25 protein-coding genes are annotated in these 22,117 nt (G+C 66.2%); 12 read left to right on the forward strand and 13 right to left on the reverse strand.

Annotated features, from left to right (window positions below; translation table 11 throughout):
- Window positions 1–4: 4 nt before the first annotated feature.
- On the forward strand, window positions 5–877 hold the full coding sequence (locus J7I79_RS24185) for a phosphotransferase (protein ID WP_311380534.1): 873 nt from the start codon (window positions 5–7) through the stop codon (window positions 875–877).
- A 7-nt stretch (window positions 878–884) separates the two neighbouring features.
- Here J7I79_RS24185 and J7I79_RS07375 read toward each other — a convergent pair whose 3' ends face one another.
- Window positions 885–1,307, reverse strand: coding sequence for a DUF4190 domain-containing protein (locus J7I79_RS07375; RefSeq protein WP_214951844.1), 423 nt, complete (start codon window positions 1,305–1,307; stop codon window positions 885–887).
- A gap of 122 nt (window positions 1,308–1,429) precedes the next feature.
- Window positions 1,430–2,323 (reverse strand): nuclease-related domain-containing protein, encoded by an 894-nt coding sequence (locus J7I79_RS07380; protein WP_214951846.1) that lies wholly within the window; start codon window positions 2,321–2,323, stop codon window positions 1,430–1,432.
- Between the two features lie 260 nt (window positions 2,324–2,583).
- Between J7I79_RS07380 and pgm the strand changes: the two genes are divergently transcribed.
- Window positions 2,584–4,233: a phosphoglucomutase (alpha-D-glucose-1,6-bisphosphate-dependent) gene (gene pgm, locus J7I79_RS07385; RefSeq protein WP_214951848.1), complete on the forward strand. Its 1,650-nt coding sequence runs from the start codon at window positions 2,584–2,586 to the stop codon at window positions 4,231–4,233.
- On the opposite strand, the gene J7I79_RS07390 is transcribed toward pgm, so the two are convergent.
- Together J7I79_RS07390 and J7I79_RS07395 are read right to left on the reverse strand one after the other, a co-directional pair.
- Entirely contained in the window at window positions 4,223–4,747 is a 525-nt protein-coding gene (locus tag J7I79_RS07390; RefSeq protein ID WP_214951851.1) for a 2'-5' RNA ligase family protein, read from the reverse strand. The two genes, pgm and J7I79_RS07390, sit on opposite strands and share 11 nt — an antisense overlap.
- Window positions 4,748–4,938: 191 nt before the next feature.
- The gene (locus J7I79_RS07395; protein ID WP_214951853.1) at window positions 4,939–5,544 is read right to left on the reverse strand and encodes a malonic semialdehyde reductase; all 606 of its coding nucleotides are present in this window, start codon (window positions 5,542–5,544) and stop codon (window positions 4,939–4,941) included.
- A 202-nt stretch (window positions 5,545–5,746) separates the two neighbouring features.
- Here J7I79_RS07395 and J7I79_RS07400 point away from each other — a divergent pair, with 202 nt between their 5' ends.
- Entirely contained in the window at window positions 5,747–7,102 is a 1,356-nt protein-coding gene (locus J7I79_RS07400; RefSeq protein ID WP_214951855.1) for a uracil-xanthine permease family protein, read from the forward strand.
- A 184-nt stretch (window positions 7,103–7,286) separates the two neighbouring features.
- Here the strand turns inward: J7I79_RS07400 and J7I79_RS07405 are convergent, their stop codons facing one another.
- Together J7I79_RS07405 and J7I79_RS07410 are read right to left on the reverse strand one after the other, a co-directional pair.
- Complete coding sequence (locus J7I79_RS07405; RefSeq protein ID WP_214951857.1) at window positions 7,287–7,802, reverse strand: hypothetical protein; 516 nt, start codon at window positions 7,800–7,802, stop codon at window positions 7,287–7,289.
- A gap of 79 nt (window positions 7,803–7,881) precedes the next feature.
- Window positions 7,882–8,781, reverse strand: coding sequence for an SDR family oxidoreductase (locus J7I79_RS07410; protein ID WP_214951859.1), 900 nt, complete (start codon window positions 8,779–8,781; stop codon window positions 7,882–7,884).
- Window positions 8,782–8,981: 200 nt separating this feature from the next.
- On the opposite strand from J7I79_RS07410, the gene J7I79_RS07415 reads away from it, so the two are divergent.
- Both J7I79_RS07415 and J7I79_RS07420 read left to right on the forward strand, forming a co-directional pair.
- Entirely contained in the window at window positions 8,982–9,473 is a 492-nt protein-coding gene (locus J7I79_RS07415; protein WP_214951861.1) for a DUF6328 family protein, read from the forward strand.
- A gap of 55 nt (window positions 9,474–9,528) precedes the next feature.
- Window positions 9,529–10,191: a DUF6766 family protein gene (locus tag J7I79_RS07420; RefSeq protein ID WP_214951863.1), complete on the forward strand. Its 663-nt coding sequence runs from the start codon at window positions 9,529–9,531 to the stop codon at window positions 10,189–10,191.
- Between the two features lie 13 nt (window positions 10,192–10,204).
- Here J7I79_RS07420 and J7I79_RS07425 read toward each other — a convergent pair whose 3' ends face one another.
- From J7I79_RS07425 to J7I79_RS07435, 3 genes are all read right to left on the reverse strand, one after another.
- Entirely contained in the window at window positions 10,205–11,329 is a 1,125-nt protein-coding gene (locus J7I79_RS07425) for a glycerate kinase (RefSeq protein WP_214951865.1), read from the reverse strand.
- A gap of 80 nt (window positions 11,330–11,409) precedes the next feature.
- The gene (locus tag J7I79_RS07430) at window positions 11,410–12,222 is read right to left on the reverse strand and encodes an alpha/beta fold hydrolase (RefSeq protein WP_214951867.1); all 813 of its coding nucleotides are present in this window, start codon (window positions 12,220–12,222) and stop codon (window positions 11,410–11,412) included.
- Window positions 12,223–12,256: 34 nt separating this feature from the next.
- Window positions 12,257–12,478 carry a DUF6480 family protein gene (locus J7I79_RS07435; protein ID WP_214951869.1) on the reverse strand — a complete coding sequence of 74 codons (222 nt, stop codon included), beginning with the start codon at window positions 12,476–12,478 and terminating at the stop codon, window positions 12,257–12,259.
- A gap of 183 nt (window positions 12,479–12,661) precedes the next feature.
- Between J7I79_RS07435 and J7I79_RS07440 the strand changes: the two genes are divergently transcribed.
- The 3 genes from J7I79_RS07440 (at window position 12,662) to J7I79_RS07450 (ending at window position 14,984) form a co-directional block, all read left to right on the forward strand.
- Window positions 12,662–13,435: a histidine phosphatase family protein gene (locus tag J7I79_RS07440; protein ID WP_214951871.1), complete on the forward strand. Its 774-nt coding sequence runs from the start codon at window positions 12,662–12,664 to the stop codon at window positions 13,433–13,435.
- The gene (locus J7I79_RS07445; protein ID WP_214951873.1) at window positions 13,419–14,414 is read left to right on the forward strand and encodes an NAD(P)H-hydrate dehydratase; all 996 of its coding nucleotides are present in this window, start codon (window positions 13,419–13,421) and stop codon (window positions 14,412–14,414) included. The genes J7I79_RS07440 and J7I79_RS07445 overlap by 17 nt, the downstream gene beginning before the upstream one ends.
- Window positions 14,415–14,552: 138 nt before the next feature.
- On the forward strand, window positions 14,553–14,984 hold the full coding sequence (locus tag J7I79_RS07450) for a hypothetical protein (RefSeq protein WP_214951875.1): 432 nt from the start codon (window positions 14,553–14,555) through the stop codon (window positions 14,982–14,984).
- 31 nt (window positions 14,985–15,015) lie between these two features.
- On the opposite strand, the gene J7I79_RS07455 is transcribed toward J7I79_RS07450, so the two are convergent.
- Both J7I79_RS07455 and J7I79_RS07460 read right to left on the reverse strand, forming a co-directional pair.
- Window positions 15,016–15,825 carry a class I SAM-dependent methyltransferase gene (locus J7I79_RS07455; RefSeq protein WP_214951877.1) on the reverse strand — a complete coding sequence of 270 codons (810 nt, stop codon included), beginning with the start codon at window positions 15,823–15,825 and terminating at the stop codon, window positions 15,016–15,018.
- Window positions 15,826–15,896: 71 nt separating this feature from the next.
- Window positions 15,897–16,268 (reverse strand): STAS/SEC14 domain-containing protein, encoded by a 372-nt coding sequence (locus tag J7I79_RS07460; protein ID WP_214951879.1) that lies wholly within the window; start codon window positions 16,266–16,268, stop codon window positions 15,897–15,899.
- Between the two features lie 93 nt (window positions 16,269–16,361).
- Between J7I79_RS07460 and J7I79_RS07465 the strand changes: the two genes are divergently transcribed.
- On the forward strand, window positions 16,362–18,005 hold the full coding sequence (locus tag J7I79_RS07465) for an ATP-binding protein (protein WP_311380535.1): 1,644 nt from the start codon (window positions 16,362–16,364) through the stop codon (window positions 18,003–18,005).
- A gap of 48 nt (window positions 18,006–18,053) precedes the next feature.
- On the opposite strand, the gene J7I79_RS07470 is transcribed toward J7I79_RS07465, so the two are convergent.
- Entirely contained in the window at window positions 18,054–18,209 is a 156-nt protein-coding gene (locus J7I79_RS07470) for a hypothetical protein (protein ID WP_181038961.1), read from the reverse strand.
- Window positions 18,210–18,355: 146 nt separating this feature from the next.
- Here J7I79_RS07470 and J7I79_RS07475 point away from each other — a divergent pair, with 146 nt between their 5' ends.
- The 3 genes from J7I79_RS07475 (at window position 18,356) to J7I79_RS07485 (ending at window position 21,386) form a co-directional block, all read left to right on the forward strand.
- The gene (locus tag J7I79_RS07475) at window positions 18,356–19,384 is read left to right on the forward strand and encodes a hypothetical protein (RefSeq protein ID WP_214951883.1); all 1,029 of its coding nucleotides are present in this window, start codon (window positions 18,356–18,358) and stop codon (window positions 19,382–19,384) included.
- Between the two features lie 126 nt (window positions 19,385–19,510).
- A complete protein-coding gene (locus J7I79_RS07480) occupies window positions 19,511–19,849 on the forward strand; it encodes an STAS/SEC14 domain-containing protein (protein ID WP_214951884.1) in 339 nt (112 codons plus the stop codon).
- A complete protein-coding gene (locus tag J7I79_RS07485) occupies window positions 19,839–21,386 on the forward strand; it encodes a bifunctional diguanylate cyclase/phosphodiesterase (RefSeq protein WP_214952071.1) in 1,548 nt (515 codons plus the stop codon). The genes J7I79_RS07480 and J7I79_RS07485 overlap by 11 nt, the downstream gene beginning before the upstream one ends.
- Here the strand turns inward: J7I79_RS07485 and J7I79_RS07490 are convergent.
- On the reverse strand, window positions 21,383–22,111 hold the full coding sequence (locus tag J7I79_RS07490) for a glycerophosphodiester phosphodiesterase (RefSeq protein ID WP_214952073.1): 729 nt from the start codon (window positions 22,109–22,111) through the stop codon (window positions 21,383–21,385). The genes J7I79_RS07485 and J7I79_RS07490 overlap by 4 nt on opposite strands.
- Between the last annotated feature and the right edge of the window lie 6 nt (window positions 22,112–22,117).

The raw sequence follows: 22,117 nt of genomic DNA on the forward strand, positions 1-22,117 counted from the left end.
CCCGGTGAGCAACCACCGCCCGTCGGCTGCGCAGGGGCCGGTCGAGTCCCGCTTCTACCGGCCCGCCGCCGGCGAGGCGTCCGACGTCGAACCCATGCCCGCGGGCGACGTCACCGAAGGCGTGGTGCGGGTCGGCGGAACGATCCGCCGCCCGCACCAGCCGCAGAGTTTCGCGGTGGCCGACTATCTCGACTGGCTGGAGAACGCCGGTTTCGAGGGCTCGCCGCGGTTCCTGGGACGCGACCCGCAAGGCCGGGATGCCCTCACATTCATGCCCGGGGACTGTGCCGGAGCGGTGCCGGAACCGTGGGTGCAGTCGGAGGACCTCCTCGCGTCCGTGGGCAGCCTGGTCCGCCGGCTGCACCACGCTTCGGAGGGGTTCGTGCCGGTGGCACATCCGTTCCCGCTCCGGCCCGTCCGGCAGGACACCGTGAAAGGCGATCCCGCAGCGCTGGTCTGCCACCTGGATGTGACCCCGCAGAATGTGGTGGTCCGGGGCGGGCTGGCCGCCGGCCTGGTGGACTTCGACCTCGCGGGGCCAAGCACCGCCCTCAAGGACTCCCTTAACACGGCAATGCACTGGGTGCCGCTCAGGGACCCGGCCGATGCCTGGCCCGGCTGGGAGCAGCTCGATCCGTTCCGGCGGCTCCGGATCTTCGCGGACGCCTATGGCTGGACCGGAGACGAACGACGGCGGCTGCCGGGCTTCGGCGTGGACGCCGTCCGCTTGTCGTACGAACGGATGGAACACAATGCCCGGACGGTGGGCGGCGGCTGGGCGCGGATGTGGTCAGAAGGCGTGGGCGGAGTCATTGAGCGACGGGCCGCCTGGCTGGAGGCGAATGCCACCCGCCTGGTGCGGGCGCTGACGGACTGACAGGGCGTTAGAAGCCGTATCCGGCGTTGGCTGCGGCGAAGATTGCCACCACGATGAACGTCAGCACGATGGCCGTGAGCGCAAGCCCGAGGTAGCCAAGGACCAACCCGGCAGTGGCCAGTCCCCTGCCTGCGGGTTCCCGCAGGTATGCCAGGTGGCCCAGGACGACGGCCGCAATCTGCGGCAGGATGAAAATTCCCAGCCCCAGGAACACCGCGATCCCGCAGCACAGACTGGCAATACTCAGGCTCTTGGGCTCCGGCGGCATCCCGTAGTAGGACGGCTGGCCATACACAATGCCGTATGGCCCGGACGGCTGGCCATAGGGATTGCTGGGCGGCGTGGGCTGCGCCCCCTGCGGCGGAATGTACGACGGCGGCTGGTAGCCCTGTGGCGTCCCCTCGTCGCCGGGGGCAGGCTGGTTGGTCATGGGAAAATCCCCTTTTGAGTGGTTTTAACCAGCCTACCAACGCGCCGCCCGGACGTGCCGTCCCCGTACGCACCCGTAATGCACCTGTGATGCAGCCGTGATGCGGCCGCCTGAAAATATGGCTACCGGACCCAGAGCGGCGCCGAGAGTGCCAAGGCCACGATCCCCAGGATCAGCAGGCTCCACACGGCGCCGGCTGCCCGGCTTTTGCGGAATCGGCGTTCACCGTACAGGCTTTTGAGGTACTGCGGGGGCAGCGGGGAGTCCGCCGGGGACAACCGGCCAGCGGCGTTGCCGGCCACGGGTCCGTGATAGCGGCTGGGCAGGGGCGACGGATACCTGGTCCCCTGGTGCACGCCCTGGCCCGGGTTCTGCCCCGGCCACCGCGCCGGGCCCTGAATGGGCATGCCCCGGTAGTTAAGGGCTGCGGACGACTGGGGCCGCGTCAGCTGTTGTCCCAGGCTGGAGTAGACGCCGACTACCGTCTGCTGATCCAGCACGGCCGGGAGCGCAGCTATCCGGGCAACAACACGGTTGATGCCCAACACCTCGACGCCGGAATCCGTCACCTCGCCGAGGTCGGGCTGGCCGGTCAGGCAGATGATGGAACGGACCAGGTGCCGGTGGGGAGCACTGAGCAGTGCAGCCACTGCGGCCGCCTGCCCCAGGGCGCCGTCCACGGCGGGATTCCTCGTGTAGCCGTTCTGCCTGAGCACCCCGTCCCGGACCTCGACGTTCCCGGACCAGTTCTTGGTATCCACCACTACAACGCCGCCCGGCCCCACCAGGACGTGGTCCAGGTTGGCCAGCGGGCGGCCGGGCCAATGGACGTCGTGCAGCAGGAACCAGCCGTGCGGAGCCAGCTCGCTGAGCTTGTTGGCGGTGCGGCGCTCCCCGTCGGCACCGGCGCCCCACGTATCGGCCGCGCGTTCGGCGTGGTCCAGCTGGCGCTTCAGCCGGGCAATCCGCTCGGCTGCGAGCCGTGACTGTTCTGCCGCTCCGTCCCCTGCCGCCATTGAGTGTCCTCTTGGATTCGCCGCAACGCTCACGGCGGAGGAGGATCCGCCGTCGTAATTTCTTTAGAAATTAGCAGCCCTGCGACGGCGGGTATATAGGTACTTTTGGCGCCACCACTCGCTTTTTCGCGTCCAAATACTGCCCGAATTAAATGGGAATAGGAATGAATTGGTAAATGCCCGGTGAAATTCGACGTCATAGGGGCCGGATTCCGGTTCAAACCGTGCTGTGTCCCGCCGACGTCTGGCATGCTGGTGCCATGGCTAGCCGCGCGGGCACAGTTGCCCAACCCCAAGACCTTGTTGACCTCACTGCGCTCCTGGACGCGTACTACGATGTTTCTCCCGACCTGAGCGATCCGGGCCAGCGCGTTGCGTTCGGCACGTCCGGGCACCGGGGGTCCAGCCTGAAGGCTTCGTTCAATGAGCCCCACATCGTGGCCATCACCCAGGCCATCGTGGAATACCGTGCCGGCCAGGGCATCACCGGCCCGCTGTACATGGCCAAGGACACGCACGCCCTCAGCGAACCGGCGCAGAACTCCGCACTGGAGGTGCTGGCAGCCAACGGCGTGAACGTCCTCATCGACGCCCGCCACGGTTACACGCCCACCCCGGCCCTGAGCCACGCCATCCTCACGCACAACAACAATGCCCCGGCCGGCGCCCCGCAGGCTGACGGCATTGTGGTCACGCCCAGCCACAATCCGCCCGGCGACGGCGGCTTCAAGTACAACCCTCCGCACGGCGGACCCGCAGACACCGACGCCACCGGATGGATCGCCAACCGCGCCAACGAGCTCCTCGAGAACGGGCTCCGCGGCGTCAAGCGCATCCCGGTGGCGGACGCCCTGGCGGCGGACACCACCGGCAAATTCGACTTCCTCAGCAGCTACGTGGACGACCTCCCGTCCGTTCTGGACCTGAACGCCATCCGTGAAGCCGGCGTCCGGATCGGCGCCGACCCCATGGGCGGCGCGTCCGTCGACTACTGGGGCGAGATCGGCGAACGGCACCACCTGAACCTCACCGTGGTCAACCCCACCGTGGACCCGCAGTGGGCCTTCATGACGCTGGACTGGGACGAGAAGATCCGGATGGACTGCTCCTCGCCGTCCGCCATGGCCTCGCTGATCAACAGGATGTCCAGCGGTGCCAGCTATGACGTCGCCACGGGCAACGACGCTGACGCCGACCGCCACGGCATCGTCACCCCGGACGGCGGGCTGATGAACCCGAACCACTACCTCGCCGTGGCCATCGACTACCTCTACCGCCACCGCACCGGCTGGAACCCGGAGTCCGTGATCGGCAAGACGCTCGTCTCCTCCTCGATCATCGACCGGGTGGCCGGAAGCCTGGGCCGCAAGCTGGTGGAGGTCCCCGTGGGCTTCAAATGGTTTGTCCCCGGACTGCTGTCCGGCGAAGGCGCATTCGGCGGCGAGGAATCCGCAGGCGCTTCGTTCAACAAGATGGACGGCAGCGTTTGGACCACCGACAAGGACGGCATCCTGCTGGCGCTGCTGGCCTCGGAAATCACGGCCGTCACGGGCAAGTCGCCGTCGCAGCTGTACAAGGGCCTCACGGACCAGTTCGGCGATCCCGTCTACGCCCGCATCGACGCCGCAGCCACCCGGGACCAGAAAGCCGCCCTCGGCAAGCTTTCGTCGTCCGACGTCACGGCCACTGAGCTCGCCGGGGAAACCATCACGGCCAAGCTCACCGAGGCTCCGGGCAACGGCGCCTCGATCGGCGGCCTGAAGGTGGTCACCGAGAACGCCTGGTTCGCTGCCCGCCCGTCGGGCACCGAGGACGTCTACAAGATCTACGCCGAGTCGTTCAAGGGCGCCGATCACCTCAAGCAGGTCCAGGCAGAAGCCAAGGCCCTGGTTGACGGGGTTATTTCGTAAGTTCCCACAGACGGAGGATGCGCCGGACGGAATGGTTTCCGTCCGGCGCCATATCCACCAGGGCCACGCGGTCCAGCACGACGACGTCGCCCGGCAGGGTGCGCTTGTCGCGATGGTGCGACACATGGGGACGGTAGTTGTCCAGGGTGTAATGCGGCGTGGGCACGCGTCCCGGCAGCCCCGCAACGGTTCCCATCAGTGACTCGTGAAGGTCCTGCAGGGGCTGGCTCGGCTCGACCAGGCTGACCGGAACGGATCCCAGCCGGCCGAAGCCGGCGTCGTCACCGATGGTGAGAGCGGTGCCGAGAGCCGCCCGCACGGGCAGGTCGATGAGTCCCGCAATGCGCTCGGTGAGTCCGGACGCCTGGCCGCCGTCGTCGGTCTTAACCCCGTCGCCGGACTTCGCGTCCACATCGAATCTCACGAGGGTGATGTGCAGGGGCCAGCCGTCGCGGGGGAACACGAGCCCGTCGGTGACGGGCTCGATAAAGGCCACCAGAATCAGGTTCCGCATAGGGCCAGTGTGCCACTGTGCCCGTCCGCGCGGGCGGCCGGCCGGGCACAGTAGCCAGAGTGGCAATTTCGACTAAAATGGGAAGTGGCCCCGGACACATGCCGTGCGGATACCTGCAGAAATGTTGCCCAGAGTGCCTCCGGCGTGTCCCCCATCGTGCCGGGGGCCTCTCTGTGTAACCGCGCGGGCTACTAGACGGTGCGGACCACGTCATCGTAGGCGAACTTCGGCTTTGCTTCGCCCCAGGCGTCAGGGCCGGGCTGGCCGATGTTCACTACCAGGAAGCTCTTCTGGTCCCCCGCGGGGAAGAACGCCGCATCGATTGCGGAGAAGTCCGCACCGGTCATGGGACCGGCTGCGAAGCCGAGCGAGCGGACTGCCAGGATGAAGTACCCGGCCTGCAGGTGGGCGTTGTTGTTACCCGTGGTTGCCGCGAGCTCGGGCGCGGAATCGTACATGGCCTTGGGTGCGTTGTAGCCGGGCAGGAAGTTGTCCCATTGCTCCTGCCAGGCGGTGTCGTAGCTGAGCACGGCAACCAGCGGGGCTGATGCCGTCTTTGCCCGGTTGCCCGCCGAGAGGGTCTCCACGAGCTGGCCGCGCGCCTGTTCGGAGCGGACGTAGGTCACGCGCAGCGGCTGGGAGTTGAACGCTGTGGGGCCGAACTTGGTGAGTTCGTAAATGGCGCGGGCCTGCTCATCCGTGACCTCGCCGGTAAAGGCGTTGGCCGTACGGGCTTCGGCGAAAATCGCGTCCACTGCGGCCGCGTCGATCACTGCTTCTTCATGTGCAATTGTCATCTGCATACCTTTCGCTGGACCCGCCCACCCGGGGTGGCGGCGGTTCTGCTATCCATAGTTGCAACTTCAAGCGAAGCTTTCCTCTTCCCGTGACTGCGCGTGACCTTCGGCACAGCGGTGTCCGGCGCGTCCTGCGCGGTAATGTTGCTCCGGAAGATTCCTTCCCCCTCCCGCGATACCTTCTCTTGAAAGGCTCCCGGCCATGAGCATGCTCGGCACCAAATGGAAGCTCCACGGCAATGGAAAGTCGGTTCGCCCCGGCGAGGTGGTGGCCCCCGGCGAACGGCTCACCTGGCCGCTCACCATCGGAGTGGGAATGCAGCACGTGGTGGCCATGTTCGGTGCCACGTTCCTGGTGCCCATCATCACCGGCATGCCCCCGGCCACCACGCTGTTCTTCTCCGGCATCGGAACCCTGCTGTTCCTGGTCATTACGCAGGGCAGGGTGCCCAGCTACCTCGGCTCAAGTTTTGCGTTCATAGCCCCGATCATGGCGTCCCAACAGCAGTTCGGGGTTCCCGGCGCCTTGGGCGGAGTGGTGCTCGCCGGCGTCGGGCTGGCCATCATCGGCGCCGTGGTGCAGAAGTTCGGAGCCGGCTGGATCAACCGGCTCATGCCACCCATCGTCACCGGCGCCATCGTGGCCCTGATCGGGCTGAACCTGGCGCCGGCCGCAAAGAACAACTTCGACGCAGCTCCCGTTACTGCGGTGATCACCCTGGCCACCATCATCCTGGTCAGTGTGCTGTTCAAGGGCATCCTGGGCCGTTTGAGCATTCTGGTGGGCGTGGTGGTGGGCTACCTCGTTGCCATGGTCCGCAGTGAGGTGGATTACGCAAAGATGGACGCGGCCGCGTGGGTGGGCCTGCCGCACTTCCAGAACCCGGAGTTCCACCTCGGCGTGGTTGGCCTCTTTGTTCCCGTGGTGCTGGTGCTGGTTGCCGAGAACATCGGCCACGTGAAATCCGTGTCCGCGATGACCGGCCAGAACCTCGACGGCGTGTCCGGCCGGGCCCTGATGGCCGACGGCGCCGCAACCGTGCTGGCCGGCTTCGGCGGCGGTTCGGGAACCACCACCTATGCCGAAAACATTGGCGTCATGGCGGCCACCAAGGTGTACTCCACGGCGGCCTACTGGGTGGCCGGCGTCTTCGCGATCATCCTAAGCTTCTCCCCGAAGTTCGGCGAACTGATAGCCACGGTTCCCGCAGGGGTGCTGGGCGGTGCCGCCACCATGCTGTACGGCATGATCGGCATCCTGGGCGTGAAGATCTGGGTCCAGAACAAGGTGAACTTCTCCAACCCGGTCAACCTGACCACGGCCGCGGTTGCCCTGATCATCGGCATCGCCGACTACACCTGGACCATCGGCGAACTGACCTTCACCGGCATCGCCCTGGGATCCGCCGCCGCACTGGTGATCTACCACGGCATGAAAGCGATCGCCAAGGCCCGCGGCAGCGTTGCTGAACCGGAGACCGAGCAGGCCGGACTGCCGCCCGCCGTCAAGGCCGCGATCAACGCTGCCGCCAAGCGGACCCCGAAGAAGCGTCCGTAGTAATAATCACCGGAACAGTGACTGTTCGCGGCCAAGCCGGGGCACTTCGACGCGGACACGCCGCCGGGTGAACCCGTTTCCGCGGCACACCCCGGTCATAGTGCCCCACGACGGCGGCGCTGCAGCGTCGGCTGCAGCTGCGTCGCGGGGCACGCCCATTGGACGGGCGGACGACGGCGGCCGTTTAGCCGGCGTCGAACGTGTCCTCGTCGCGGTCCCTGGGGGCCTTGCTGTCCGGCAAATCAGTGCCACTGCCGTCGGGGATTCCTGCCGCGTCCTGGTTGGGTTCTGAGGAGAACGGACGCCCCGCCTCCGGATCCTCGGTGTTGGACTCATCCATTTCTGCCTCCGCGGAGGGCACTGCCGCGTCTCCCGCATCTGCTGCCGCACTGTCCTCGAAGCCGGGGTCGGTGCTTTCGTTCTCTGCCTTCAACTGATCCTCCGTACCTCCGAAGCGTCCTGCTCCGGGTTCGCCTGCACTGTCCTGGTCCTCCGCGCCGAACTGGCTGAGGTCCGGCGCTCCTGCCGGATAGGTTTCGCCGTCGGGGCTGTCCTGGCTCAGGCCGGCCGCGTCGAAGGCCTCTTCCTCGCGGGGCTGGGCGAACTTCCTGGTGTCCGCGCCGCCCGTTTCCTGCTCAACTGTTGGCGTGCCGTAACCGCCTTCCTCCTCGATGGGGGTTCCCTGGCTATCGTTCGTCATCTCATTCCTCCTGGCTGGTCGGGTCTGAATGGAAAAGTCAGCAGCGCGTGGCGCGGGTGCCCCGACGCGCCGCAAAGGGTCAGAGGCCTTTGCCGCCCGTCACCGGAAGGACCGCCCCGGAAATGTAGGAGCCGCGGTCCGAGGCGAGAAGAACGTAGGCAGCCGCGAGCTCGGCGGGCTGTCCCGCCCGGCCCAAAGGAGTGTCCTGACCGAACTTCGGCAGCTTCTCCGGCCATTCCGTGGCGGGAATCAGCGGCGTCCAGATGGGGCCGGGGGCAACGGCGTTGACCCGGATGCCCTTGGGCCCCAGTTCCTGGGCCAAGGCCTTGGTGAAGGCAACCTGGGCGCCCTTGGTCATGGCGTAGTCGATGAGTCCGGGTGACGGGTTGAAAGCCTGGATGGAGGCGGTGGTGATGATCGACGCGCCCGCCTTCAGGTGCGGCACCGCAGCCCTGGCTGTCCACAGCAAGGAGTACAGGTTGGTCTTGAAAACCCGGTCGAATTCCTCGGTGGGAAGCGTCTCGAAGCTGTCACGGTTCTTCTGGTAGGCCGCATTGAGCACCACAACGTCCAGCCGGCCAAACTCCCGCAGCGTGTCCTCCACAATTTTGGTGCTGAACTCCTCGGAGCGGCCGTCACCCGCGAGCAGCAACGCCCGCTGTCCGGCTTTGCGGATCCACGCGGCAGTGTCCTGGGCGTCGTCTTCCTCTTCGGGGAGGTAGGAGATTGCGACGTCGGCGCCTTCACGCGCGAAGGCGATGGCCACGGCCTTTCCGATGCCGGAGTCTCCGCCGGTTATCAGCGCCGCCTTGCCTTCGAGGGCCTTGCTCCCCTCATAGCTTTCTTCGCCATGGTCCGGCTGGGGTTCCATGGGCGCCGTGAGCCCCGGCTGCTCCTGCACTTGCTCGGGGAACGGGCCGGAGTGGTATCCGCCCCGGGGGTCCGTGGGCTGGTCTTGCTTCTTACCGGGATCAGTCATAGTCCACCTCGCTTGCGTGTCGGTTTTCCATCGGCTCCGGTGCGCAACCGGCCCTTCGAAACTATCCCAGCGAAATGGGCAAGTCCACCGTTTTGGACAAATTAGTCAGCAAACTTAGCATTGCTTGTAATTGTCAGGCTTCAAGCCTAGGTTGAGAGTTAGTTTGCGCGCTGTGGCGTGCGAGGCCCGGAGGTGAGCCCATGTCGGACGGTGACGCAGTAGCTGGGGACGGCAGGAACGAGTCCGTCAACCAGCAGATGGACCGCAACTGGGGGGACCTGCTGCAGGAACTGCGCGTACTGCAGACGGGCGTGCAGATCCTTGCGGGTTTCCTCCTGACGATTCCTTTCCAGGAGCGGTTCGAGACACTGGACGACTACCAGGTGGGGCTGTACCTGAGCAACGTGCTGCTCGCCGCGCTCGTCACCGCCGTCATCCTCCTCCCGGTCAGCGTGCACCGCAGGCTCTTCCGGAAACAGCTGAAATCAACGCTCGTTGCGAGCGCGGACCGGATTGCGAAGGTGGCACTGGCCGGTGTCGCGCTCCTCAGCGCGGGGACGGCGTCGCTCGTCTTCGATGTAACCGCCGGACGGAATGCCGGGCTCCTCGCAGGCGGTGGACTCCTCGCGGTCATGATCCTGCTGCTCGTTTTCGTTCCGATCTGGCTCCACAAACGGGCAACGAAGAAGTAGCCGGTATGCCGAAGCCCGAACTCCACCCAAGTTATTCATCCCAACGGGAGGCATCATGAAGAAGTGGGTTAAGGAACATGGGCTGCTGCTGGCCAACATCGGCCTTTTCGCCGTGTTTTTCGGCGGCATGATTATCAGCGGTGCCAGCGACTACAGCGAAGACCAGATGGCCCACGGCCAGCCTGCGGTGGGAATCGCGGGCTACCTGGCCACCGGAGCCTTCCTCGAAGCCACGTTCGAGAACTGGGAATCGGAATTCCTGCAGATGGGCATGTATGTCGTTTTGACTGTGTTCCTGTTTCAAAAGGGCTCCTCCGAATCCAAACCGATGGGCCGCACGGCGCCGCAGGACCAGGATCCGCGGGACGCCACGGTGAAAGCCGCCACTCCCTGGCCCGTGCGCCGCGGGGGCATGGTGCTCAAGCTCTACGAGCACTCGCTATCCATCCTGTTCCTGCTGCTGTTCCTCGCTTCCTTCGCCCTCCACGCCGTTGGCGGCAGTGAGGAGTACAGCGAGGAACAGCAAAGCCACGGCCAGCCCGGGGTCACGCTGCTCGGATACCTCGCGACCAGCCGCTTCTGGTTCGAGTCGTTCCAGAACTGGCAGAGCGAATTCCTGGCCGTTGCCGTCCTGGTTGGCGCGTCCGTCTATCTGCGCGAACGAGGTTCGCCCGAGTCCAAGCCCGTGGCTGAACCGCACTACGAAACCGGGGCTTAGCGGCCTCGCACCGTCAGGCGCCTTCGAGGACCTGGCTGGTAGCCCGGGCGAGGTATTTGGCGGCATTGGCGATGGCGTCCTCGGGGCTGGCTGCGACGTCCAGCAGCTGCGCAGCGGCCACCACTCCGTGCCTGGCGAGGTCCTCCGGGGTGACCAGGATCCGCCCCGCCACCACAATCACCGGGATACCCCGTTCGCGTGCCGCATCCGCAAGGGCAATCGGAGCCTTCCCCGTCAGCGACTGCGAATCCATGGAACCCTCGCCCGTGATCACCAGATCAGCCTGGGCCAACTGACCGGCCAGACCCGTCAGGTCCGCCACCAGGGCAAAGCCGCCTTCCAGCATGGCGCCGCTGAAAGCAAGGAACGACGCCGGGAACCCGCCGGCCGCGCCGGCTCCGGGAACGTTGACGTCGCGTCCCGTGGCCTGTCGGAGCACGGAGGCCCAGTTGCGGAGACCCGCGTCCAGAAGTTCCGCGGCGTCCCCATCAGCCCCTTTCTGGGGGCCAAAGACGTGCGCTGCGCCGTCGTTGCCGAACAGCGGGTTCTGAACGTCCACGGCGATCCGGATCTTTACCCCGGCGAGCCGGGGATCAACTCCCGAAACGTCAATGCGCACAACGTCCGCCAGGGAGCCGCCGCCCAGGGGAACCACGTTTCCGGCGGCGTCCAACGGTTTCAGGCCCAGTGCACGCAAGGCGCCGCTGCCGCCGTCGGTCATTGCCGATCCGCCGACGCCCAGCACGATCTCCGTAGCCCCGGCGTCCAAGGCGGCGGCGATCAGCTGGCCGCAGCCGTAACTGTGGGCACGCAGCGCGTTAGCGGGGGTCGGCTCCATGTGCGCCAGACCGGAGGCCTGGGCAGTTTCAATGATGGCGGTTGCACCGCCGAAGGCATCCTTGCGGATGGCCCAGGCTGCACCGATTGGGGCCAGGATGGGACCGACGACGGCGTTCAGCCGCTCCTCGTATCCGGCGGCAACGGCGGCTTCGAGGGTGCCTTTCCCGCCGTCGGCCACGGGAAACTGGGTGGCGACGGCGTCCGGATAGACGCGCAGCGCCCCCTCTGCGATGGCGCTTGCGGCCTGGGCCGCGGTCAGTGACCCTTTGAACTTGTCCGGAGCGATAAGAATGCGCATGGGTCCATCCTGCCAGCATCCACCGGAAAGCGCTTGCCTGCATGACGGCCTGGTGACGAAGCGGCCCGGACAGGCCACGACTAGTGACGGTTCAGGGCCTGCTGCGCGGTACCGGAACCGGGCAGCCCCGTGAAAGCGCTGATTGCGTCGGCCACCTGCGATGTTCCGGTGTACTGGACCACGTGCCCGCAGCCTGGGACCTCCACCAGCTTGCCTGCCGGTGCCCGGCGGGCAAGGATCCGGCACCACTCACCTGATGCGATGGGGTCCGAAGCGCCGCGGAGGATCATCACGGGAGTGTTCAGACTGCGGATCCGGTCCTCGGTCCGGTAATTCATCATGACCCGTAACTGCTTGAGGTACCAGCGCGGGCCGCAGCGCAGGTAATCGCTGAACACCACCGCGTTGGACCGTGGCGTTTCGTGCAGCAGTGCATCCCTGGTCAGCGCAAGCATCTGGCGGAGCAGGGTCCGGCGTCGGACGTCCACGACGGGTCCCATCAGCACCACGTGCGGCACCTGGTGCGGCCGCTGCAGAGCTGCCTCGAGGACAAATTGCGCCCCCATGGAATGCCCAACCAGGACACGCAGCCCCACCCCGGCCCGGTCCAGTACGTCATGGATAAACGCCGCATGGTCGGCCACAGTGAGCTGGTGCTCGGGATGCGGGGTGGCTCCAAAGCCGGGCAGATCGAGCGAAATCGTATCCGCGGTCCCGGCCAGGACCTGGTGCAGCCGGACAAGGTACCGGTGGGAGACGCCAATCCCGTGGATGAGGACAATCGTAGGTGTCTCTGCCAGGCCCTCCGGTTGGACAGCTGCGCCGCCACGCGAGGCATACATTCGTCCACGGAGGCCTCCGGCCTCGACGTCTGTTGCTGCGGCACCCTTCATCCGTCGAGGATAGCCCTCCCCGACGGCGATTCAGCTATTCCTCGTGGCCCTGGTCCCCGCTCATCGAATCTTCAGCCGGAGGCGTTTCGCCAGGCGGAACACCGCCGCCGGGCTCCAACCCGGTGACGTTGCCTTCCAACGGGTCAGGATTCGCGGTGGCTGCAGGATCCTTGGAGGTTCGGTCTTTTTCGTCCGTTTCGTCCTCGCCGGGCTTGTCCGGATTTGAGGGGTCGCTCTCCGGGTGGTAGCTGCTCATGGTTTAGTCCGTTTCATCGGGGGTACAGGGAGACGTAGAAGCCGGTGGGTGGCCAGCCTAGCCTTCCGCGATTGCCGCGACAAGGACGCACGGGCAGTAGTAACGTGGCCTTCCCGAGCTATCGGCAGCCGATGAGTGCGCGACGAAGGCACGGGGGTACGGACCCGGACCAAGGGGGTAGCAATGCCGCAATCCAATGACCGAAGTCCTGTAAGTACGGGATGGACCGAGCTTCTGCTGGTGCGCCATGGCGAGAGCCAGGGCAACGTGGCCGCCACACAGGCCAGAGAGGCCGGAGCACACATCATCGAGGTCCCGGCCCGGGATGCCGATGTGGAGCTTTCCGCCACCGGACGCGAACAGGCCCTGGCCCTCGGCCGGCTGTTCGCTGACTTCCCCGAGGAGCGGCGGCCCTCGGCAGTTTGGTCGTCGCCGTACGTCCGCGCCCGCCAGACGGCCGAGCTCGCCGTGAAAACCGGAGGCTGGCCCACAGGTATCCTCATCGACGAACGGCTCCGGGACAGGGAACTGGGCATCCTGGACATGCTGACCTCCGCGGGCGTGGAAGCCCGGCTTCCGGAGGAAGCGGCGCGGCGGCGCTGGCTCGGGAAGTTCTACTACCGGCCGCCGGGCGGCGAGTCCTGGGCCGACGTCGTGCTTCGGCTTCGCTCTTTGCTGGCCGACCTCGAACGGCAACCGAGCGGCGGCCGGATCATGCTGGTGTGCCACGACGCCCTGATCCTGCTGTTCCGCTACATCCTGGAAGGCCTCACTGAACCGGAAATCCTCGATATCGCCGCGACGTCCACCATTCTCAACGCCTCACTTACCCAGTTCGTGCGGCCGGACGGAGCCGGGCCGTGGATCCTAGAGAGCTTCAACATGGCCGACCACCTGGTCAGCGAAGGCGTTCCGGTGACTGAACACGCGGGAGACGCCAATGTCCACCCGAGGTAGGCCGGATGCAGCCATACCCGTCACTCCCACGCTACTGCGGGACTGGCCCCTTCCGGGCGGCGGGTCCGGCAAGGACGACCGCGGATCGGTGCTGGTGATCGGGGGCGCCCGGAAGACGCCGGGAGCCGCGCTCCTGGCCGGCACGGCGGCGCTGCGTGCGGGGGCGGGCCGCCTGACGCTGGCAGTGGCGGGCTCGACGGCGGTACAGGTTGCGGTAGCGCTGCCGGAAGCGGGCGTGGTGGGCCTCGCTGAAACGGAAGGCGGCGCCGTCCGGGGCTCCGGGGTGTCCGCCCTGGCTGAAGAGCTGGAGAACGCAGCGGCAGTGCTGGTGGGGCCGGGCCTGGACGACATGGACGAAGCTGAGTCCCTCCTCAGGGAGTTGCTAAAACTGGACTCCGGGAGCGGCATCGGCGGCGGAAAAGGAGGCGGCGAAAAAGGAAAAGACGGCGGCGGCGGCGGCTCCGGCGACAGGCCGGCTGTTGTGCTCGATGCCTACGCTTTAGGCTGCCTCCCAGAGCTCCTCGGAGAGCTCGGCGCGTGGGCCGGACGGCTCATCCTGACCCCGAACGTCACCGAGTCCGGAATCCTGCTGGGGCGGGACGTCAACGACCTGCACCAGGACGTCACGGAAATAGCCGAAAGTTACGGCGCAGTGGTGAGTTGCCAGGGTGTCATCGCCGTCCCCGCCGGGCACACCACCGTCAACCGGGGGGATGAGGGCGGCCAGGCGAACGGCGGCCTGTGGGAAATTACCACCGGGTACGGCGGCCTGGGCACGTCCGGCAGCGGGGACATCCTGGCCGGTGCCATCGCAGGACTGCGCGCCAGGGGCACCTCGGATGCGCAGGCCACCTGCTGGGGCACCCACCTCCATGCGGCCGCCGGTGACCGGCTGGCGAGCCGCCTGGGGAGCCTGGGGTACCTGGCCCGGGAACTCGCCGACGAGCTCCCCGGCCTGATGATGGAACTGGGGACCTGAGGGGTGCCCGCGGCCAGGCGCGCAATGCCGCCCCGACTCGCCGTCGGACTCTGGACTAATCGTAAGCATACTGATAAATCTGGATGCACAACTGGCGCCCTTAGGCGTGCGCCGGAGGCGAAAGGGAGGTGTACGTCGATGGGAATCGGAGACAGCATCGAAGAAGCTGCCAAGAATGCCATGGAGGACTTGGCGGGCACGGCCGACAGGACCGACGACGGCCACGCGCCGGATCCCGGCGATCCGAATGAGGACATCCGGGTTCATTCCTCCATCAGCGAGGGTTCCAACGCCGCGGACTCAGTCGATCCGACGGAAAACCCACCGGGCGCGCCACCGGAGCAGCCACCGGCCCGGCCGGACGACGTTCCGCCGCTCGATGACCCGCACGGGACCCCATCGCCGGGCGCAAACCCGGAACCCGGTGAAAATCCGGGCCTGGGCACAACCGCCGCCGCCCAGCAGGACGTACCGGGTCCCGGAGGCCTTCCCACCGCGGACCCCGGCGAGCTGCGGGCCGATCCCTCCGAGGCGGACAGCGACCCTTCGACGAGCATGGGCCGCGGCTAGCCCTCACGGGCGGGCCTGGGCCCCGTGCTCCTTAGCCTCTGGCCTTCAGGACCGCAAAGTAGCCGGGGATGAGGTCTGCCCGTGTGGGGCTGGACAAGGGCACGGTCTCGATCGTCGTGGGACCGTCCTCAATCAGTTCCCAGCGGTCGGCCGGGAAGGCCAGGCTCCGCTCCTTCGGGCCAAAGTGCCCGGGCATCGGCAGCCCGCGGATGGCGCCTTCGAGCGGCGCGGGGATGGACCGGAGCGTGGCGCCAAGATGCGACACGTAGTCGACGGCGTTTCCCCGGAAGTCTGTTTCGGCAAGGAACACCCGGCCGGCGGCTCCGGTGATGGCACGAACGTTTTCGGCCAAGGCGTACCGGTCCCGTCCGCGCAGGACGTGGAGGACGCCGCGGATGAAGACATTAGCCCCGCCATCCGCACTAAGAACGCGCAACTCCCCGCCGAGTCCGCTTCCGGCGCCGGGAGCCGTCATGTCACGGACGGCGTAGGAGACGTTCGGCAGTCCGGCAGACTCCGCACGGGCACGCCGGACGGCATGGGCGGAAACGTCCACGCCCACGGCGTGCGGGAAGTGCCCGGCCAGCCGGCGGGTGAAGCTTCCGTTGCCGCAGCCGATGTCCACCACAGGCAAGTTTGTGTCCAGGTGGAGGCGCAGCATGTCCACGTAGCCCAGCATCTCGTGGTCGGTGCCGGCGTCCCAAAGCACATCGCCCGCCGCGCCGGTGGCCTTCACGTTGGACCAAAACTGATCCCAAGCCACGTGATGATCCCGGGGCGCACCCGCGGACAACCGCACGAGCTTGGGAATCATCAAATATCTTTTTAGGGCGGACAGCATGGCACCAATATAGGTGCACCGGCGTTGGCGCCAGGAAAATCAGGCTCCGGCGACGTAATCAATCCGGGGAATTAGGTCAAAGCGAGCCAGGCGAGGGCGTCCTGCTCGGATGTGAAGAACTTGGTGGGGCACGGCACAGCGTTGATGCCCAGGAAAAAATTGGCCAGCACCCGGTCAACCGGCGAGGACCCCAGTAAAGCGATCCGGGATGCCCGGCACGGGCGGCCGAACACCGCGCGGGCGCCGCGGCTCACCTCCGCTGTTGTGGCCATGTCCACCAGCATGGGATGCCTGTTGTCGCCGCACAGCCGGTTCACCCGGAGCATGGCGCGCTCCGCATCCGTCGTCGTTATCACCGCGCCCCTGGGCCACTTCAGCCGGAGCATTCCATCGGCTCCCAGCGTCAAACCCGCCTCTGCGCCTTCCTCGCGATATCCGGACATATTCACCCTTCCTCCCGCCAGGGTTCGCCCGCATGGGATGCGTGCGACTGATGTCACCCTACAATGTACTCAACCGGGACCGAAGGGGGCAGTGTGGTAATACTGGCGGCGGAGAAATCACTCGTACCACGCACGGCAATCGTGGCGGACCCGGACAGCGGGCGCTTGTCCGCGACGGCGGCCGTCCTGTCCGCCGCGGGCTTCGAGGTCGCCAAGGCCTCCAGCCAGGAAAGTCTTGCCGGGCTGCTGGAACGGAACAACCCCAGCATCATCGTCGCGGATCATTCCTTTGCGGGCCTGCCAGTGACTGCCCCGCTGCTTCTTTTGATCGACCTGGACGACGAAACCGAGGCTGAAAGCGTCCGGACGCTGGGGATGGCGGACTACATTGCGAAGCCTGCTGCACCGGCCGAACTGGTCCACCGGGCGGATGTCCTGATCAGCCGTGCCGCGCTGCGCTCCGAGGCGCGGGAGAGTGCCGAACGACTGCGCGAGAAACTCCGGAAAGTGTCCTCCGCCGTGCGGGCGACGCAGGATCCGCACGTGATTTCGGACCTCCTGGTGAAGGGATTCGGGCAGACGTTCGGCGCCGACCGCGTTCTGTTTACGACGTTCGACGACGACCGTGTGCCCCGCATAGCTGCGCAGTGGCACCGTCCCGGCCTGGCCCCGATCGTGGACGGACTGGGAATCCACGAATCCTCCGCACACCGCGTTGCGGACCGGCTCTGGTCGGAGGCCGAGGTGCTCGCTGTGGCCGACCACCACATCCATGAGTGGTCCCCCGAGGACCAGGGCCTGGAGGCCTGGACTGAACACATGCGCCCGTGGGCCTCCGCATTCGTTCCCGTGGGCGAAGGAAAATCGTCGCTAGGCGCCATCTGGATTGCGCAGCTCGACGAACCCCGTGTTTGGACGCGCACCGAGATCTCCCTGATCCAGCACGTCGCCGGCAACGTGGCCTACGGGCTCATCCAGAGCCACCTTATGAGCGCCCAACAGCAGGTGGTCAGGCAGTTGCGCCAGCTTGACCAGGCGAAGACCGATTTCCTGGCCACCGTCAACCATGAACTGCGGACGCCGCTGACCTCCATCTCGGCCTACCTGGACATGATCCAGGACGGCGTGGGAGGGCCGGTGCCCCCTGAAGTGGACCGGATGCTGGACATCATTGTCAGGAACTCCGAGCGGCTCCGCCGGCTGATCGAGGACATGCTCACTGTTTCCCGGCAGGATTACGAGGGCGCCAACCTTCATCTGGCACCTGTCCAGCTGGGGCACACCCTCCAGATCGTGACGGTGGCGCTGCGTCCGCTGGCGGAACTGGGGGACGTCTCCATCTCGCTGGAGCTCGACGACGGCGACCCCGCGATCATCGCCGATGAAGTTCAACTGGAGCAGGTCTTCACGAACCTGGTTTCAAATGCCATCAAATTCACCCCGAGCGGGGGCCGGATTGTTGTCAGCTGCCGCGTTGAGCCAATGACGGACGGAGAACCCGGCGTAAATGTCCATGTACGCGACACGGGTGTGGGAATCCCGAACGAAGAAATCCCGCATCTCTTTACGCGCTTTTTCCGAGCATCCAACGCTACGTCCACTGCCGTCCCCGGCAGCGGACTGGGACTCGCCATTGCTTACGACATCGTAAAGGCGCATCGGGGGTATTTGGCGGTCAGTTCGGAACTCGGCACTGGCACCACGATCACCGTTCAGCTGCCTATTTCCGGCCCTTAAAAGGAACTGCCCCCGGATATGAAATCCAGGGGCAGCGTGCTCGCCGAACTAGTTAGGCCACCAACCGATGGAGGACTGGGTAGTCACGGTCTTGCTGGAGGTGCTGACAGTTGTGTCCGACTTCGGAGCGGCGTTGGCGGGTGCAGCGAATCCTGCAACAGCCAGAACACCGGTGAGCAAGAATGTTGCGGCAATCTTCTTCATCCGTTGGTCCTTTCAATCAATTGGGCTTGAACTTGGATTACGTGCGTCATTATACGGTCAAATCATCAATATTAAAGCGAAGTAATACGAAGAGAATAGTAGGCTTCCGGGCTGCCCGAGACGCGACCCGGGTGGATAATTGGAAAATGCCGACTCCCCGGAAATTGACTCCCTACGTATTGGCCGAGCTGCAGGCACGCGAAAGCGCAAGAAATCGCGATTACGCCGGCGCAAAAGCCCAGGCCGCCGCAGCCGCGGCGCTGGCCCTCGAAACCGGAGACCATTCCGGCTGGTGGAATATGATCTACCTCAAAGCCGAATGCCTCCGCGACGAGGGATCGATCGCCGAGTGCCTGGAAGTCGCCAAGTCCCTTGCCGAGTCTCCCCTTTCCTCGGACCATCCCTTGTTGGCCGCCCGCGCCTACACGCTGCTGGCGGTCGCGCAGCAGGGACTCGGGAGGCTCCCGGATGCTGTTTCGGCAGCGGCCACCGCCGCGAACCTCGTGGCCGGCAACGCCGAATACGTCTACCTCCACGTGGAAGCGCAAAGGGCCCTCATTGCCGCCCTCGCCGAAAGCCGCAGGCTCGATGAAGCGTGGGACCAGTGCCTGTTGCTTGAGGGCCTGCTGACGGAGCTCGTTGACGAGGACACCGCCGGCAAAGCCTACTGGGTGATCGGCAACGTCGCGTTCCTCAGCGGCCGGCTCGCGGACGGCGGCCGCTACCACGATATGGCCGCCGAGAGCCTCTCGCCGTCGAAGGACGTGGACCTCTGGGCGAGGTTCAACCGCGCCTCAGCGGTGATGCGGCTGGAGGCGGAGCTCACCGAACCTGCCACGCTCCGGTGCATCGAGCGGGCCGAACTGGCCACCGAGGTGGTGGGCGGCAGCGACCGCGACCTACTGGAAATGTCCTTCGCCCGGGCGCACTGGCACTTCCTTACCGGCGACATGGCCACGGCAATCAACATGCTCAGGCCGCTCTGCACCGAATCCGGTATTTTGGCCACCCAAACGGCCGGCGAGGCCTCATTCCTCCTGGGAAAGGCCCTCCTTGCCAACGGTGAAAACGGCGAGGGCCTGCAGCGGCTGGAGGACGCGGCGGCGCTCTTTGACGATGCGGCGGCCTCGGAACGGAGCGCCCAGGTTCGGGCATTTGCGGCCGGCGTCGGCTAGGGGACTCCGGACGCGGGTTGACAGTGTATTTTTAGTCACACGGCATCATCGAAGTCCTGGTGGTGCTAGAGAGGCCAAAAGCCTCCTCACATAGTCGGGGGAAGAATGTCTCAGCCGCTTGGATTGATGCACGATCACATCATCAAGATCGTGCTCCCCCGGCACGAACACCTGGATGAGCCGTCAGCCCGCTTGCTGGCCGCGAAACTCCAAGTCCCGTCGGCCGGTTCCCGGGTGGCTGTACTGATGGACGTGACGGATGTGGCGTCCGTCAGCAGGGCGGCCAGGGCTGTTTTCGGCAGCCTGACCACCGTGGCGGCCTGGGCTTTGCTCGGCCAGACACCGGTGGACCGGATCCTGGCCCATTTCATCCTCGGTGGCGGCTTCACGTCGCGGCCTGCCGGCTATTTCACGTCCGAAGCCGAGGCGATCTATTGGTTGAAGGAACATGCCTATGTTCACTGACGGCGATCCGCGCCTGGGCAAGCTGCTGGACGGAATAGTCCGCCTCGCCGCAGGCGAACTCCACTCCAGAATCGAAGTATCCCCCGCCAGGGACGAACTGGATGCCGTCATCATGGGCACCAACCTCCTCGCCGAGGATCTGCAGATCATGTACCAGGAGCTTGAACAGCGAGTGGAACTGCGCACCCGGCTCCTCAATGAAGCCCATCTGGAAATGCGGAAGATGGCCCTCACCGACTCCCTGACGGGCCTCTCGAACCGAGCGGCCCTCGTCGGCGCCCTCAACGAGGCGCTGACCGAGACTGAGGAGGGCGGCCTGCCGCCCGCCGTCCTCCTGCTGGACCTTGACGCCTTCAAGGGCATCAACGACACCCTCGGCCACGCGGCAGGGGACCAGGTGCTGGCCGCAGTCGGCGAGCGCATCAAAGAATCCGTCCGCGACACAGACACGGTGGCCCGTCTGGGCGGTGATGAATTTGCCGTGCTGATGCCGGCCACCACACTGGCGCGGGCAGCGAGCGTGGGCAACCGCATCCTCGCGGCCCTGGAGGACCCGGTGGAGCTCGAGAACGACGCCGTCCATTGCGGCGCCAGCATGGGGCTATGCATCGGCGGGGCCGGCCAGAGCGCGGAACAGCTGCTGATGGAAGCCGACGTGGCGATGTACGCGTCCAAAGCCGGCGGCCGGAACCGGCTCAAGGTCTTCGCACCGGCCATGCTGCACGCCCGCCAGTTGCGAAGCCAGCTGATTGAGGACCTGCGAACGGCAATTACGGAATCCCAGCTGGTGCTTTACTACCAGCCCGTGGTTGAGCTCGCCACGGGCAGGATCGAGGGCGCGGAGGCCCTGGTCCGCTGGAACCACCCGTCCCGTGGAATGGTGATGCCGGATGAATTCATTCCGCTTGCGGAGGACGCCGGACTCATTTCCGAGCTAGGCGGCTGGGTGCTCCGCGCCGCCGTCGGACAGCTCCGGGACTGGCGCGCAGCGTCCTACGCGGGTGACGACTTCTCCATGCGCATCAACATCTCGCCCACGGACCTTCAGCGCCTCGAGTTCATCGAAGAGGTCCGCGATGCCCTCATCGGGGCGGAACTCAGCCCGGAACTGCTTGTGCTCGAGCTGACGGAGGGCGCCATTGTCAGCGGCAACGAACTGGACCGGTACTCCCTGAACAGCCTGCGGAAGCTCGGCGTGGGGCTGGAAATCGATGACTTCGGCACGGGCTATTCCTCCATCAGCTACCTGCGCAGGCTGCCCGTGGACAAGGTCAAGGTGGACCGCTCCCTGCTGAAGGACCTCGGCACTGACCCGGCCCAGCCGGCCCTGATTGCCGCGATCCTCCAGCTGATCCGGGCCTGCGGCCTGGAGGCCGTCTGGGAAGGGGTGGAGACCGCGGAACAGGCACAGCACCTGGCCGGCATCGGCTGCGTCAGCGCCCAAGGTTATTACTTCGGGCGGCCGGTCCCTGCGGACGAGTTCGCACGGGTGCTGGATGCACAGCGGGCATCACACCACGGCGGCCAGTCCCGCTAGTCCCACTGCCCCCGGCCCTGGAGCACCTGCTTGAGGAGATCCGCGCGGTCCGTGACGATTCCGTCCACGCCAAGGTCCAGGAGCCGGCGCATTTCCGCCGGATCGTTGATGGTCCATACGTGGACCTGCAGTCCGTACCGGTGGGCCCGGCGGACGAAGCCCGGTGTCACCACCCGGACTGCACCGTATCTGACCGGCACCTGAAGCGCGTGCACGCCCCGCAGTGCCCGCCGTATGACCCGGGCCGGGAGCACCGGCCCCAGCACCGTGAAGAGCGCGTTGGATACGATCCCCGCCGACCCGGCGACCGGCCGGCTCAGGAGCCTGATAACGGCCCGCCGCCGGCGGTCGGAGAAGCTGGCGATCAGCACCTGGTCGTGGACGCCGTACTGTTCAATGGCCGCGGCGAGGCTGGCAACGGAGCTCCAGTCCTTGACGTCGAGGTTCAGCCGCACGCCGGGGAAAGCTGACACCAGCTCCTTGAAGAGCGGGATGGGCTCCACTCCCCCGATCCTTGCCTGGGCAATCGTCCCGGCCGGGAGCCGGGAGATGCGTCCCGCCCCGTCCGTGACCCGGTCCAGCGACGGGTCATGGAACACCAGCAGCACCCCGTCGGCGGTGGTGTGGACATCCGTTTCCAGATAGCGGTAGCCAAGTTCGACGGCGGAGCGGAACGCTGCCATCGAGTTTTCCAGTCCGTCCGGCGAGTATCCGCGGTGTGCCATGGCAAT

It is taken from the genome of Arthrobacter sp. ISL-69 (genome assembly GCF_018613775.1).
Taxonomy (GTDB): Bacteria; Actinomycetota; Actinomycetes; order Actinomycetales; family Micrococcaceae; genus Arthrobacter.